Genomic DNA, 13,949 nt, shown 5'->3' with positions numbered 1-13,949 from the left:
GATTGATGTTAGTCTATATATTATTCAAACTATTCACAGGTGTCAACTGTGTTTTTATTTTAATGAAAACTAAAAAGAAACGCCTTCTTGATGAGGCGCTTCTTTTCCCGGGAAATGCTATTGATCTGCAGCTACCTTTAGATTGACACCAACAGCAGTTCCATTTCTCGTTGAATCAGCTACTCCAGTGAATGTCCCTGCTTTTCGATCAATCAGTAAAGCTTGCACATTCCCTATATCAATAGGGGAACTGCCAAACTGGTGACCCATATCATTTAACTTTGTTCTTACATCTAGAGGGACACCTACTTCATAACGATACGAAGTTAAGCTGTTTGTGTAGATTCTTGGCTCTTCTACCGCATCCTGAAGCTCCATGTCATATTCAAGTAAATTGAGAATCGTCTGTGAAACAGAAGCAATGATCGTCGTTCCACCAGGAGATCCAACAGTCATGACAGGCTCTCCATCTTTAAAAATGATCGTCGGGGTCATACTTGATAATGGGCGTTTATTGGGCTGGACTTCATTTGCACCGCCAGGTCGTGCATCAAAATCAGTTAGTTCATTATTTAAGAAAAATCCATACTCTGGAACAAGAATCCCTGTACCAAATAATTGTTCAATGGTTGTTGTAAATGACACAACATTTCCCCACTGATCTGCAACAGTAAAATGGGTCGTCTCACCAATGGTTTTATCTTCTGGCTGAGGAACAATTGGGGATGGGTTTTTCTCATCCTCATATGCCCAAGGATCTCCTTCTTTCGGGCTGCGATTCATTTGATCTAATTGAATGAGAGAGGCTCTTTCTGAAATGTAATCATCGTCTAGTAGTCCTTTTAGTGGAACATCTACGAATTCGGGGTCGCCGGCATATGCGGCTCTGTCAGCATAGGAGAGGTGCATTGTTTCAGCAAGCAGCTGATATTTTTCGAATGATTTGGGGTCATACTGAGACAGGTTAAAATGGTCAAGTATTTTGAGAATTTGTAGCATAAACACCCCGCCTGAGCTTGGTGGAGGCATGCTTGCAAGCTGATATCCTTTATAGTCTCCCCAGATTGGCTTGTCAGTCTTGACTTCATAACGTTTGATATCTTTTGAAGTCATCGTCCCGCCAAAATCTTGAACTGTATTTGCAAGTGCCTTTGCTACTTTTCCTTCATAAAACGCTTTGCTTCCTTTTTTCGCAATGAGTTTAAATGTTTTTGCAAGACCTGGCTGGACAAGCAGATCTCCTTCTTCGAGCGGCTGATCATTTGGAAGAAAAATTGGCGCTGCGGCCGTTTTTTTCAATTTCCCTTGGTGATCATCAATCGCTTTTGCCAAGACAGAATCAATTTCAAAACCATCTTCTGCAAGTTGAATGGAGGGCTCAATCAATTCCTTCATAGAACGAGTACCCCACTTATCTAATGCAGCTTCAAGACCTTTTACAGTCCCTGGAACACCTACCGCATTTCCATGTGTAGATCGCTCAGCAAACGGAATCACTTTTCCATCATCTGTTAAAAACATGTCAGGTGTTGCGCCCTGTGGTGCTCGCTCTCTGCTATTGATGATGGAAGTTTCCTTTGTTTTCCCATCATAAACCATCATAAATCCGCCACCGCCAATTCCTGACATCATTGGCTCTGTTACGTTAAGTGCGTACTGAATGGCAACAGCAGCATCCACTGCGTTCCCACCTTTTTTCAATACGTCAGCACCAATCTCCGATGCAAGCGGATGTGCAGTAGCCACCATACCATCTTTACCAACAGCTACTTTATTCCCATGAGTTTCGTTTGCAGTGACTTGGCTGACCGGCAGAAAAAACGAGAAAACAAACAGACATATGGACAAAACAGTTAGAGAAATGCGTTTCATGAACAACACCCCTTCCATATTCTTACTTTGACCTTACCGACTTCTTGACCAGAATACAATAGATTATTCTAAAATTTCAAAATTTTTCATTATATCATCCTATATCTGCCAAACAAAACGCATGTTTTCAAAACATATGACATGCACAGTTCGTAGTAATAAAGACATACGATTTCCAAGTTTGAAACTTCACGATATAATAAACTCATAACAAAGGGGGAAAAAGGATGAACCACAAAAGCACTTTATTTTGGGAATCTTATTGGGAAGAAAAATCAGGAAAAACTCCTGATCACGCCTCTGTTTCTGCTTGGGCATTTGGCGCAGATCCAGATCACTTGCTTGACCTTGTACAACAAGGAAAAAAAACAGCCACTTGTTCTGGATACCTTTTTTACGAAAAAGAACAAGAGCCTCTTCCAAAACCCGGTCAATATGCGGTCATTTTGGACAGCCAGGAGGAACCAAAAGCCATCATAGAGATCACACAAGTAGATATCATGCCAATGAATGAGGTTCCTGAATCATTTGCAAAAGCAGAAGGTGAAGGCGATCTTTCATATGACTATTGGTACAAAGAACATGAAGAATTTTTCACAGAAGCCCTTAAGCCGTACGGATTAACATTTAAGGAAGATATGCTTCTTGTTTGTGAGCGGTTTAAGCTTGTTTATTCAGCTTCTTAACGTTTAAGCGGTGCCAAAAATGGTCCGCTTTTTTGCTTTCTTTTCCCCTTTCTGAAAAAGGTGAGTTGAGATCACATCTTTAGGTCAGAATAAGATCAAATAGAAAAAGTGAAGAAATTTTCGACTACACCTGTTTTTTTTCGACAAAAGAATATATAATTATTTGATGTGTGCATTGTCTCATTTATACAATGGAGGGTTTTTACATGTTAAAAAGGAAAAAAGACAAGTTTTCCGTCTTGTTAACGGAAATTGCTAAAAATTTAGATGAAACTGCTGAGTATTTTGTTAGCTATAAAGTAACAAATCAAACCACTCTGAAAGAATTTTCTGACACATTGAAGGAATATGAGACAAAAGGTGATAATCATGTTCATACCATGATTAAAGAGCTGAATAAAGCCTTTATTACACCGATTGAACGTGAAGACATTCTTCAATTGACGAATAGCCTCGACGATGTTTTAGACGGCATTGAGCATTTTTCAGCAACTTTAGAAATTTATTCAATTACAAGCTCTGACGAACATATCGACAAATTCAGCCACTACATCAGAGAATGTGCGAAAGAAATTTTAACGACTATTGAATTACTGGCTGATAATCGCTTGAAAGATATTCATCCGCACGCAATCAAAATTAAAGAGATTGAGCATAATTGTGACAATCTTCACCGCAAATCACTAAAGAACTTGTTTGGAAAAGAAACAGATCCAATTAAGGTCATTCAATACAAAGAAATTTACGAAACACTTGAAGAAATCGCAGATTCCTGTCAAAGTGTTGCCAACAATCTAGAAACAATCATTATGAAGAATGCGTAACGGGGTTAGTTAAACATGGATACATTACTCATCCTTACCATACTTATTGTCATTTGTGCACTTGCTTTTGATTTCATTAACGGATTCCACGATACAGCAAATGCCATTGCTACTTCAGTTTCAACAAAGGCGTTAAAGCCAAGACATGCTATTATTATGGCAGCGTTTATGAACTTCTTAGGAGCAATGACATTTACAGGTGTGGCAAAGTCCATTACAAAAGACATCGCAGATCCTTTTACACTTCAAAACGGATCTGTCGTCATTTTGGCTGCTTTAATTGCAGCGATTACTTGGAACTTGCTTACTTGGTATTACGGGATTCCGAGTAGTTCTTCACATGCACTGATCGGATCAATTGCAGGAGCTGTTATTGCCTCTGCTGGTTTTGGCGCTTTAAACTATTCGGGATTCATTAAAATCATTCAAGCACTTTTGCTTTCACCTATCCTGGCTTTTGTTTTGGGATATATCGTGTATACCATTATCAAAATTATATTCCGAAACAACAATCTCGCAAAAACAAATAAACAATTCCGACGTGTTCAAATTTTAACGGCTGCACTGCAATCGTATACCCACGGAACAAACGATGCGCAAAAAGCGATGGGAATTATTACGATGGCTTTAATTGCAGGTAATTTGCATACAACAGACGACATTCCTTTCTGGGTACAATTCTCTTGTGCGCTTGCAATGGGACTTGGCACGTCTATTGGCGGCTGGAAGATTATTAAAACAGTCGGCGGTAAAATCATGAAGATTCGTCCAGTAAACGGAGTATCTGCAGACTTAACGGGTGCAGCTATTATCTTCGGTGCAACATTTATTCACTTACCGGTTAGTACCACTCACGTGATCTCATCTTCTATTCTAGGTGTAGGTTCTGCACATAGAGTAAAAGGAGTCAACTGGGGTACGGCAAAACGTATGCTTGTCACTTGGGTGATCACATTACCGATTTCGGGAACTCTAGGGGCACTTATATACTTTGTGTTAAATGCGATTCTCTAATATCAAAGACCTGTCTAACAGGTCTTTTTTTATTTGTTCGCATCCTCAAATGCTCTTTTTCTGCAAGCCATTTTTTCATGAAGCAGGGTTTCCAATCATATCCATAGAAATAAATAAGTATCCATCTGTCTATGGGAGAGAAGAACATGCTATTATTTTTTCAATTGACTGTTTGGTTATTGCTAGGTGCTCTTGCTGTATATGTATTTGCGGTATGGCGCTTTGAACAAAAAGTAAAAGAAAAGATGTTTGCGATTCGTAAAACGTGGTATTGGATTTATGTAGCAGGTGCTGTTGTGTACTGGACAAATGACCCTGCTTCAATCTTCACCGATTGGATGCACTACCTGATTATTGCTGTTTTTTTCGCATTAACTGATGCCTTTATTTTCCTCAGCTCCTATATTAAAAAACTCGGAAATCATGAACTTGAAACCGACACCCATCAACTCCTAGAACAAAATAACGACCTGCTTCATTCTTACCTCAATAAACTAAAAACGTACCAATACCTATTGAAAAATGAACCGATCCATGTATATTATGGAAGTATAGAAGCATATATAGAGGGAATTGAACGACTGATCTATTCTTTTGCAGAAAAAATGAATATTCAAGCAGTTCTTTGTCCTTATGATACGCAGGAGCAAAAAGATGACCTGCTGCGGACACTTGATCAGAGAGCACTTATTCAAGCAAAGCTTGACAGGCAGGAAGTGTATTACGATGATTTCGGCAAATTGGTTCTCATCCCGTTTTCAGTAGCGGATGCACACTTTGTGATTAAGCTGACCTCTGAGGATATTGTCACTGAATTCGACTATTTATTAATGACTTCACTTACAACGATTTATGACCTAATCTTGCCTGACGAAGAGGAAGGTGATGAAGATGGAACACGCACTTCAAGGGGATAATAACAATCGCAAGAAAAACCCATTTAAGATTTTAAAGAAAAAGCGCCATATTAGTATGGCTGATTACAAAGTAAGTCCCCATACGGAGCGTATTTTCAAAAAGAATGAACAGCTCCTAGATGAGTATAAAAATAAAAAAGCTTGATTACACTAAAGGACGCGGAACTTTATCCGCGTCCTACTTCCGTTTTCACATCTACTTGCATACAATAAAACCAACTGCTGCAACGATTGAGGTGCCAATATGAAAAAGAAACTTAAACAATTGAGGTATGTTCAGTTTGCTGAATTTAAGCCATCCCCTTATATCTGCCGATTACATGAAAAAAGTGAAGCCGTCATTCAAGCGGCCAAAAAGAAAGACTCACTGATTTAATAGTTGAAGCAACTTCACTTTTGTTTTAGGACCGTATACTCCATCACTTGTTAGACCATTCATCAGTTGAAATCGCGCGACGGCATTGGCTGTTTTTTCCCCATAAACGCCATCAATGCCCTTATCTGCAGCTGTTTTGTCAGGATAAAAATACACAGCAGCAAGCGCTTTTTGGACGAGACGTACATGCTCCCCTTTTGTCAGAGGTGATGTCACCTTTAACACCCCATCCGGCAGTTCATAACTGAGCTTTTCTTCTGCACGATAAATTTTGAGAACTTGTCCAACTCGAATCATGTTCGGGTCACTAATCTGATTCCATGTCTGTAAATCACTCACTGTAACACCATGGGCTTTGGCAATACTCGTTAGCGTATCCCCGCTTTTCACCACATATGTGATCACCGTTTCCGGATCACCTGCAGTCTCAATTCCTCTTTTAAATTCATCCCATGTAGCTAGCAGCAGACGTGGACATGTTTTTCCTGACCAATGCTGATGCGTCACCACATTTGCTAATGGAATGCCATGTTCTTTTAAAAGCTTTTGAATAAGCCACTGGGCATGTTTGACAGCTTGTTGAAAGTTTCCATCTTCGTTTTCACAAATTTCAATGCCAATCGATTTTCGGTTGCCATCTCCATGTCCATCCCCAGCATGCCACCCATTTTCATTTAAAGGGAGATGCTGAAAAATTTCTCTGTCATCCACTGTGAAGTGCCAGCTTACCTCTGTTGTTGAGCGTTTGACATATGCCACATGACTTTTTGCGTCAGCTCCCTTAGATGTATTGGCTGTGTTATGCACAGTTACATAAAGCGGCGTCATAGTATATCCTGGCCGATTTCCGTTTCCAACTGGAATAAAATCTTGATAAATTTGTACCATGTTTTGCACTCCTTTTTGTTCAATTGATGTTTGATCTTGCTCATCAATCGGTGGCAAACGTAAGACAAATTTGTTTGTTTTCGTCATAAGACTATGGTAAAATTTGAATTCAATCGCCGTTTTATCTTTGTAAAAAATAAAAAATAGAACAAAAAAAACAGGAAAAACTTCCAATTTTCTTTGATTTTATGTTAAAATTGTTAAAAATAAGCCGATATAAAAAGTAAGCGATAGCTTTATTAGCCATTTAGTCCTATATGGACTTTTCTTTTACGGCAAAAATAGAACATACGTTTGTATGGAGGTTTTGACATGACTTATTTTTTAACCCATTTAGAAGAAGATATTAAACGGTTATACACTCAACTGCAAATAAGCGGTCCTGCCTATGTAGACATGCATAGGATCGCAGCTGAATTTCATGTATGGGTACACTACGAGGATACTGGCAGCATGATGATCAAACATCAAGGTCTTTACAGTATTATTTTAAACAGATCCTTATCGTCAGAAGAACAGTGGCAGGATTTCGCCCACGAGCTTTGTCATGTGCTGAAGCATACAGGCAACCACTTTAACATGCACAAGCTCTTTCGAGAACTGCAAGAGTTTCAAGCAAAACAATTCATGTATCACTTTTGTGTTCCGACTTTTATGCTGCTGCAAATGACGCTCCCAAACCTTAGGCAGCAAGCCATTTTGCATATTGCTCAAACATTTCATGTCACTCGGGCTTTTGCTGAAAAACGGCTTGCTCTATTTGAACAGCGAAGAGCCGGCATTCAATTTCAAAAAGAATTTACTTCTTATTTAATGAGAGCCGGCAAGGTGGCAGAAAATGAAGCTACATATCAAACAAAAGCGTCAGCACACGTGACGTCAGAAGTTTATTCATAAAGGCTTAACACTTGTTTCAGCGCATTTGTGTATTGATAAAATTGTTCGGTTTGTGTATCACGTCTACGGCTCCGCCTAAAGTCTTGAAAAAAAGCTCTTCTCTGAGCTTGGCTAATTTCAATTTGAACACTTTTTCCTGTGAGGCATTGATTATTGATATTTTGAGGATGTGTTCCAGCAAATTGATCCGATTCAGATAAAAGCAAGGCATGGAAGCCATTTTGTGTGAGACACTTCACTGTTTCAGCAGCTTTTTCCCTGTCGGTACCGCCAACTAAAGTTTGTAGGACATCTGTTTCTCCATAGCCGTGGAGTGCAAACGTATAATGATGTGTATGCACTTGAGAAAGACAAATCGGCTCATCAAAACGTGTGCTCGTAATGTGAAGAACATGATTGCCTTTCACTTTAAGGCCCTCGAATAAATACATAGAATAATCGGTTGCTACTTCATGGACCAGCTCGCTCACACCAGATTCAATTCCGCCCGCATGAGGTGACAGGACGAGAAGCTGATCCCCTTTCCGCTGATGAAGAATTTGATAGTCAATCCCTTTTCTTTCATGAGCGGAAAGCTCTTCATAATTTTGATACGTATCTATGATTCGATTCATTCCATCTGCCCCATTTCTCTATATGAGCATAAGTCTACTGATCGCAAATTCTTTTGTAAAGTGTTTTCGAATGACCAGTGTGATCTGAATGCATCCTTAAATTTTCCTTATCTTTACGGGCTAACTGTTGAATGTTAAGAAAAAATGACCGATAATTGAAATGAATAGAACTTTTGGACTATATGAATCTTTTTGTAATCTCTCTCATATATTAGAATATTGCGATCTACACCTGGAGGAATTCATGTTTAAAAAGAAAACCACCATCATCCTTGCCATCTTATGTCTTAGCTTCGCCGGAATTATTTACTGGAAATGCTTCTCTCTTCAAGGCGTGTCTCACGGAACATTCATCCGCTCGATATCATCACCTGATGGAACCTATACCATTAACACATATCGACATAGCGGAGGAAAGCTAAAAGAGAATGCGGTCAGAGCAGAAATTGAAAACAAACTCACCCATCACAAGAAAACAATCTACTGGAAGTACCCTGATAAAGATCCTCTGATTAAATGGGAAAATGCACAGCTCGTTCAAATTGGACATGAGTTTTTAAATGTGGTCAAAGGTGAAACATACGATTATCGCTTTGATCAGAAAAATAGAAAATAACGAGCCAACAAAAAAACGAACCCTTTTTGGATTCGTTTTTTACGTTAACATCGCCTTTTGCATAAATTCTTTCATTTCTTTGCTAACCATCGTCAACCTATCTACAATTTCACTAAACTCCGTCACTAATAAAGCTTGTTCTGAAGATGACCCTTTCATATGGCCCATACTCTCAAGTAATGTATGTATATTAGAGGAAATCCCTTGTAATGAGCTTTCTATATTTTCCGTTGCACGTGAGGTTTCGCTTGAGAGCTTTTGAACCTCGCTCGCTACCACACTAAAACCCGCTCCCTCTTTTCCTGCCCTGGCCGCTTCAATTGAAGCATTCAATCCTAGCAAACTCGTTTGTTTAGAGATACCTTTGATCATTTTTGTAATATCTGAAGTTTTTTTCGAGCTTTCAAGTGTTTGCTGTGTTTGGAATGTCATTTCCTCACTTGTCGCAGAGAGCTCTTCTGAATGAGCCGCCACCACATGTACTTTTTCTTGAATACTTTGAATGATGTCGTTCAATGACTCCATATACGCCTCGAGTTCTATTTGATTTTTAAGCGGAAAACCTAAAGCGATTGCACCAATGACTTGATGATTTTCATCGAAAATCGGCAATCCCATTGCATTTAAAGGCGTCCCATACACCGATTCAGGTACGAATGTACTTGATGTTTCGCCTCTAAGCGCATTTTTCATATTCTGATCATCTGGTTTAATGGGATCTCCTGTCCGTATTTGAAAATCCACATCTTTTGATGGCAAATACAGCAAGAATTTTTCTCGATCAATGACACCCATCGTCACTTCATCTTTTAAAATCTTCATCATATAAGGTGCTGCGGTTACAATACTCTGTAGTATATCCATTCTCTCTACCCCCTTAATGTATTTATCGGTCATTCCTCTTAAATTTGATCATTATTTTTTAAAAATAATGATCAAGATTGAAGTTTTTTTCATATTTACGAGTAAAAAGTATGCCAATTCCTTTCTATATTCAAAAAAACAAGAATTTGCTATACTTAGAAAATCAACATATGATGAAATGGTCATGTAACCATTTTATATATTCACTGGAGGCGCATGTTGTGACACAACCCATGAAGTATGAGCGGGCGATCGTCATCGGAGGCGGAATAACGGGAATGCTCGCTGCAAAGGTTTTATCAAGTTTCTACCTTGAAGTATTGATTATTGAAAAGGACGAATTGCCAGACTCTCCTGAGAATCGTCTTGGCACGCCTCAAGCCTTTCATCCACATAGAATGCTGCCACTAGGCAAACAAATAGTGGAACGTCTATTTCCTGGTTATACAAAAGAATTACTAGAATTGGGCGGGTACAACACATGGCATCAGACATCTCGATTTATGACAAAAGATGGCGAGTTAGTACTCACCGATACTGAAGAAACAGCTGTCACACGACGTGCCATGCTAGAGTGGGTGCTGATGCAAAGAATGTTACGTGAGGAACGTGTTCAATTTTTTGAAAAACATGAAGCGATCTCTCTTCTTTTTGAGAAAAAAACGACTCAAGTGAGTGGACTACAGGTCAAAGATCGGAGGATAAAGCCAGGAATCATTCACAAATTGAAAGCGGACTTAGTGATCGATACGTCTGGAAGAATGTCTAAATTGCCAAAATGGCTGAAAAGCGCAGGACTGACCTTGCCGCAGACAGATGAGTTAATCGTGTCTCTTGGCTATAGCACAAGATACTACCAAATACCAGCTGAGGCACCGAACCTAGAACCAATGGTCATCGTTGGACAGCCAAATAAGAAAATTCCAACAGGACTGTTTGAACGAGTAGATCATGATTTAGCAGCTGTTCTTCTCTCTGCAGCTGGCGGCTCTCATTATCCAACAACGGACGCTGATCAGTTTGATGTAGAGACCGCTAGGCTGACCAATCCCTCTATAGCAGAAGCCATCACTCATTTAATTCCCTATACGAAACCAAAAGGATTTAGAGTTCCGGCTTGTGTCAGAAACCACTATGAACAAATGGAAGATTGGCCAAGCGGATTATTGGTCATGGGTGATGCCTTGTGCACATTAGATCCAATACATGGTCAAGGAATGACAAAGGCAGCTCTTGAGGCACAAACACTTGAGCATATGCTCAAACAAGCACAAGAAGATGAGCTTATTTCTTTTGAACGGCATACCTTACAACAAATGCAGCATGCCAATGAGCTTGGCTGGTGGCTTTGTGCAATTGCGGATATGGCATGGGAAGGCGTCGAGTTAAAAGGAACCCCCATTCCCCATCTGACATTTGTACAAGAATTTTTAAATTATTATGTACAATATGCCGTTCAAACAAAACAAACTAAATACCTTGAGGCGTATCATCGTATGCATTCATTCTTAATAGAACCGAGAAAAATCATCAACCTAGAGCAGCTGCAAGACATGATTCAAGCTGACTTCACTGGTGATGTCGGCCACTGGTGGCATAGGTGGGATCAAAAGAATGAGGAATTAAATCGAGCTTTCTTCAATGAAGCTGTTCCAGACTTTCAATTACATCAATTGCTAAAATTAAACTAACATAAAAAAAGCCCCTCAACGGGGGCTTTTAATTAACGTAATAACTGAAGTACGTTTTGCGGCTGTTGGTTCGCTTGTGCAAGCATTGCTTGAGAAGCTTGAGAAAGAATGTTGTTCTTAGTGAACTCACTCATTTCTTTCGCCATATCAACGTCACGGATACGAGACTCAGCAGCTGTTAAGTTTTCAGCAGAAGCACCAAGGTTGTTGATTGTGTGCTCTAGACGGTTTTGGACAGCTCCAAGTGCTGAACGTTGTTTAGATACCGCACCGATTGCAGCGTCGATTTTTGCTACTTCAACGTCAAAGTCAAAACCATCTTCATTCACTTTAATATCTTTGACAGTCAATGTTTCAGCGTCCATTTTGCCGATCTTTACGTTGATATTTTGCTCAATGTTCGCTCCAATTTGGAATTGGAATCCATCCTCTACACTACCATCTAATAGATTCTTTCCGTTAAATGCTGTACGCTGAGAAATCCCATCAATTTCATCAACCAAAGCAGTAAGTTCTTCTTGAATCGCCGTTAAATCTTCAGTCTGCTGTGTACCAACGTTACCTGCTTGAACTGTCAATTCACGCATACGTTGAAGAATCGCATGAGTTTCAGTTAATGCACCTTCAGCTGTTTGAATAAGAGAAATACCATCTTGTGCGTTTTTAGATGCCATTTCTAATCCGCGGATTTGTCCACGCATTTTTTCAGAGATTGCAAGACCCGCTGCGTCATCTCCTGCACGGTTGATACGAAGTCCAGAAGAAAGCTTCTCCATGTTCTTTTGTCCTGCCCCATTGTTTGCAGACAAACGGTTCAGTGTGTTAAGTGCTGCGATATTGTGGTTAATTCTCATATTAAATGACCTCCATGTGTTTGAACCAATTAGACATCCATGTCCAAAAGTTCTAAATTAGAATTTTTTTGTAAGCCTTACAATCCATTTATCGAACTTCAATGGAATATGTTTAACAAAAAAGGAATAAATAAGGAAAAAGTCTTATTCATTATGATCGTTTCGCTAGAGTATGCCAAATTTATAGGTCATTTTTCATGATTTATCAGAGGGATTTAAGAATCATAAGACTGGAGAAAATGCGAAGGAAAAAACAGCATAAAAAAAAGCCCCATCAAGGGGCCTTTCATTAACGTAGTAATTGAAGTACGTTTTGTGGCTGTTGGTTCGCTTGTGCAAGCATTGCTTGAGAAGCTTGAGAAAGAATGTTGTTCTTAGTGAACTCACTCATTTCTTTCGCCATGTCAACGTCACGGATACGAGACTCAGCAGCTGTTAAGTTTTCACCAGAAGCACCAAGGTTGTTGATTGTGTGCTCTAGACGGTTTTGAACTGCACCAAGTTTACCACGCTCAGAAGATACTTTATTGATTGCAGCATCTACTTTGTCTAATAAAGCATCTGTGTTAGCAGCTGTAGCTGTTGTCACAACATAGTCTGCTTTCAACATATCAAGACCTGTAGCCGCAGTACCCATGTTTCCAATATTAACAGTTAATTGTTGAGTTTTGTTAGCACCGATTTGGAAAGTAAATCCATCTGTTGCAGTACCATCAAGTAATTTTTTACCGTTGAATGCTGTACGATTAGAGATACCATCTACTTCATCTAAAAGGTTGTCGATCTCATCTTGGATCGCTTTAAGATCTGTAGTTGCATCTTGCGTACCAGTGTTACCCGCTTGAACAGTTAGTTCACGAACACGTTGAAGGATTGAGTGAGTTTCAGTCAATGCACCTTCAGCTGTTTGGATAAGTGAGATACCATCTTGTGCGTTTTTAGAAGCCATTTCTAATCCGCGGATTTGTCCACGCATTTTTTCAGAGATTGCAAGACCTGCTGCGTCATCTCCTGCACGGTTGATTTTAAGACCAGAAGAAAGTTTCTCCATGTTCTTTTGGCTAGCAGCGTTGTTTGAAGACAAACGGTTTAATGTGTTAAGTGCTGCGATATTGTGGTTAATTCTCATTTCCTATTACCTCCATGTATGTGGGACCTGACAGACGTCCTTGTCTGAAAAAAGTCCTTTATTCTAGGGCTTATCAACCCTGACAATTTTATTATCGGACGTGGTTATGGGATGTTTAGCAGATTTTTAAAAAATATCTTGTTTTTTTATGATATTAATCCTATTTTTAACAATAATGTAAAATATAAAAAGCTGCTAACCTATTTTTAGCAGCTTTCATTTTATTAATATTGCTTGATATCAAACATTAAGATATTTTGGTACACCACGTAATCTTTCTTACTTGTGAAAGGTCCTTTATTGTGTTCATCATTGATCTCATAAAAGTTCATTCCGATTCCAAAGCTTCTTTCTTTATACCAATTAAGAAAATCGTTGATTTCTTTCATTGAGAGCAGATAATCCTTTTGTAACCCATTGATCATGGTAATGGAAAGTATACCTTTCGCAGTTTCTTCTCCTGGTTTTGTTCCATCTTGGTCTTTCGGCTCTTCTGTTGTGCCGTCACCTGGCTTTGTTCCGTCTTGATCTTTCGGCTCTTCTGTTGTGCCGTCACCTGGCTTTGTTCCGTCCTGATCTTTCGGCTCTTCGGTTGTACCATCACCTGGCTTTGTCCCGTCCTGATCTTTTGGCTCTTCGGTTGTACCATCACCTGGCTTTGTCCCGTCCTGATCTTTTGGCTCTTCGGTTGTACCATCACCTGGCTT

At 39.4% G+C, this 13,949-nt stretch carries 15 protein-coding genes and 1 pseudogene; 9 read left to right on the top strand and 7 right to left on the bottom strand.

The window, feature by feature from the left end:
- Window positions 1-117: 117 nt before the first annotated feature.
- Window positions 118-1,872, bottom strand: a complete 1,755-nt coding sequence (gene ggt / locus KVT11_RS02160) for a gamma-glutamyltransferase (protein WP_017359155.1) — start codon at window positions 1,870-1,872, stop codon at window positions 118-120.
- A 227-nt stretch (window positions 1,873-2,099) separates the two neighbouring features.
- Between ggt and KVT11_RS02155 the strand changes: the two genes are divergently transcribed.
- From KVT11_RS02155 to KVT11_RS21240, 6 genes are all read left to right on the top strand, one after another.
- On the top strand, window positions 2,100-2,558 hold the full coding sequence (locus KVT11_RS02155) for an ASCH domain-containing protein (RefSeq protein ID WP_138825609.1): 459 nt from the start codon (window positions 2,100-2,102) through the stop codon (window positions 2,556-2,558).
- Window positions 2,559-2,764: 206 nt separating this feature from the next.
- Window positions 2,765-3,382, top strand: a complete 618-nt coding sequence (locus tag KVT11_RS02150) for a DUF47 domain-containing protein (protein WP_017359157.1) — start codon at window positions 2,765-2,767, stop codon at window positions 3,380-3,382.
- A gap of 15 nt (window positions 3,383-3,397) precedes the next feature.
- Window positions 3,398-4,396, top strand: coding sequence for an inorganic phosphate transporter (locus tag KVT11_RS02145; RefSeq protein ID WP_017359158.1), 999 nt, complete (start codon window positions 3,398-3,400; stop codon window positions 4,394-4,396).
- A 146-nt stretch (window positions 4,397-4,542) separates the two neighbouring features.
- Window positions 4,543-5,313 carry a type II toxin-antitoxin system SpoIISA family toxin gene (locus KVT11_RS02140; protein WP_019743468.1) on the top strand — a complete coding sequence of 257 codons (771 nt, stop codon included), beginning with the start codon at window positions 4,543-4,545 and terminating at the stop codon, window positions 5,311-5,313.
- Window positions 5,282-5,458 carry a type II toxin-antitoxin system SpoIISB family antitoxin gene (locus KVT11_RS02135; RefSeq protein WP_008346289.1) on the top strand — a complete coding sequence of 59 codons (177 nt, stop codon included), beginning with the start codon at window positions 5,282-5,284 and terminating at the stop codon, window positions 5,456-5,458. Before KVT11_RS02140 ends, KVT11_RS02135 begins: the two co-directional genes overlap by 32 nt.
- A 99-nt stretch (window positions 5,459-5,557) precedes the next feature.
- Window positions 5,558-5,689 carry a hypothetical protein gene (locus tag KVT11_RS21240; RefSeq protein ID WP_255201815.1) on the top strand — a complete coding sequence of 44 codons (132 nt, stop codon included), beginning with the start codon at window positions 5,558-5,560 and terminating at the stop codon, window positions 5,687-5,689.
- Here KVT11_RS21240 and KVT11_RS02130 read toward each other — a convergent pair.
- Window positions 5,678-6,577 carry an N-acetylmuramoyl-L-alanine amidase gene (locus tag KVT11_RS02130; RefSeq protein WP_210552401.1) on the bottom strand — a complete coding sequence of 300 codons (900 nt, stop codon included), beginning with the start codon at window positions 6,575-6,577 and terminating at the stop codon, window positions 5,678-5,680. The two genes, KVT11_RS21240 and KVT11_RS02130, sit on opposite strands and share 12 nt — an antisense overlap.
- A 312-nt stretch (window positions 6,578-6,889) precedes the next feature.
- On the opposite strand from KVT11_RS02130, the gene KVT11_RS02125 reads away from it, so the two are divergent.
- Entirely contained in the window at window positions 6,890-7,474 is a 585-nt protein-coding gene (locus KVT11_RS02125; protein WP_210552400.1) for an ImmA/IrrE family metallo-endopeptidase, read from the top strand.
- Here the strand turns inward: KVT11_RS02125 and KVT11_RS02120 are convergent.
- Window positions 7,465-8,088, bottom strand: a complete 624-nt coding sequence (locus tag KVT11_RS02120; protein ID WP_210552399.1) for a poly-gamma-glutamate hydrolase family protein — start codon at window positions 8,086-8,088, stop codon at window positions 7,465-7,467. The two genes, KVT11_RS02125 and KVT11_RS02120, sit on opposite strands and share 10 nt — an antisense overlap.
- Window positions 8,089-8,332: 244 nt before the next feature.
- Here KVT11_RS02120 and KVT11_RS02115 point away from each other — a divergent pair, with 244 nt between their 5' ends.
- The gene (locus KVT11_RS02115) at window positions 8,333-8,704 is read left to right on the top strand and encodes a DUF5412 domain-containing protein (protein WP_017359605.1); all 372 of its coding nucleotides are present in this window, start codon (window positions 8,333-8,335) and stop codon (window positions 8,702-8,704) included.
- Window positions 8,705-8,743: 39 nt separating this feature from the next.
- On the opposite strand, the gene KVT11_RS02110 is transcribed toward KVT11_RS02115, so the two are convergent.
- On the bottom strand, window positions 8,744-9,568 hold the full coding sequence (locus KVT11_RS02110) for a methyl-accepting chemotaxis protein (protein ID WP_046527519.1): 825 nt from the start codon (window positions 9,566-9,568) through the stop codon (window positions 8,744-8,746).
- 221 nt (window positions 9,569-9,789) lie between these two features.
- On the opposite strand from KVT11_RS02110, the gene KVT11_RS02105 reads away from it, so the two are divergent.
- A complete protein-coding gene (locus KVT11_RS02105) occupies window positions 9,790-11,259 on the top strand; it encodes an NAD(P)/FAD-dependent oxidoreductase (RefSeq protein WP_210552398.1) in 1,470 nt (489 codons plus the stop codon).
- Window positions 11,260-11,291: 32 nt separating this feature from the next.
- Here KVT11_RS02105 and hag (KVT11_RS02100) read toward each other — a convergent pair whose 3' ends face one another.
- The 3 genes and pseudogenes from hag (KVT11_RS02100) to KVT11_RS02090 form a co-directional block, all read right to left on the bottom strand.
- Window positions 11,292-12,113: a flagellin Hag gene (hag, locus tag KVT11_RS02100; protein WP_025207195.1), complete on the bottom strand. Its 822-nt coding sequence runs from the start codon at window positions 12,111-12,113 to the stop codon at window positions 11,292-11,294.
- A 289-nt stretch (window positions 12,114-12,402) separates the two neighbouring features.
- Window positions 12,403-13,242: a flagellin Hag gene (gene hag / locus KVT11_RS02095; RefSeq protein WP_191096755.1), complete on the bottom strand. Its 840-nt coding sequence runs from the start codon at window positions 13,240-13,242 to the stop codon at window positions 12,403-12,405.
- Window positions 13,243-13,466: 224 nt separating this feature from the next.
- A pseudogene (locus KVT11_RS02090) lies at window positions 13,467-13,949 on the bottom strand (Kelch repeat-containing protein); the annotation flags it as partial.

Source organism: Bacillus sp. GbtcB10 (assembly GCF_019091365.1).
Taxonomy (GTDB): Bacteria; Bacillota; Bacilli; order Bacillales; family Bacillaceae; genus Bacillus; species Bacillus altitudinis.
Note: the sequence above shows the minus strand (reverse complement) of the source record. Positions and strands in the feature narration are given on the sequence as shown.

Coding starts and splice junctions, on each gene's coding strand:
- ggt (WP_017359155.1), bottom strand. CDS start 1,872: ATGAAACGCATTTCTCTAACTGTTTTGTCCATATGTCTGTTTGTTTTC.
- KVT11_RS02155 (WP_138825609.1), top strand. CDS start 2,100: ATGAACCACAAAAGCACTTTATTTTGGGAATCTTATTGGGAAGAAAAA.
- KVT11_RS02150 (WP_017359157.1), top strand. CDS start 2,765: ATGTTAAAAAGGAAAAAAGACAAGTTTTCCGTCTTGTTAACGGAAATT.
- KVT11_RS02145 (WP_017359158.1), top strand. CDS start 3,398: ATGGATACATTACTCATCCTTACCATACTTATTGTCATTTGTGCACTT.
- KVT11_RS02140 (WP_019743468.1), top strand. CDS start 4,543: ATGCTATTATTTTTTCAATTGACTGTTTGGTTATTGCTAGGTGCTCTT.
- KVT11_RS02135 (WP_008346289.1), top strand. CDS start 5,282: ATGAAGATGGAACACGCACTTCAAGGGGATAATAACAATCGCAAGAAA.
- KVT11_RS21240 (WP_255201815.1), top strand. CDS start 5,558: ATGAAAAAGAAACTTAAACAATTGAGGTATGTTCAGTTTGCTGAATTT.
- KVT11_RS02130 (WP_210552401.1), bottom strand. CDS start 6,577: ATGGTACAAATTTATCAAGATTTTATTCCAGTTGGAAACGGAAATCGG.
- KVT11_RS02125 (WP_210552400.1), top strand. CDS start 6,890: ATGACTTATTTTTTAACCCATTTAGAAGAAGATATTAAACGGTTATAC.
- KVT11_RS02120 (WP_210552399.1), bottom strand. CDS start 8,088: ATGAATCGAATCATAGATACGTATCAAAATTATGAAGAGCTTTCCGCT.
- KVT11_RS02115 (WP_017359605.1), top strand. CDS start 8,333: ATGTTTAAAAAGAAAACCACCATCATCCTTGCCATCTTATGTCTTAGC.
- KVT11_RS02110 (WP_046527519.1), bottom strand. CDS start 9,568: ATGGATATACTACAGAGTATTGTAACCGCAGCACCTTATATGATGAAG.
- hag (WP_025207195.1), bottom strand. CDS start 12,113: ATGAGAATTAACCACAATATCGCAGCACTTAACACACTGAACCGTTTG.
- hag (WP_191096755.1), bottom strand. CDS start 13,242: ATGAGAATTAACCACAATATCGCAGCACTTAACACATTAAACCGTTTG.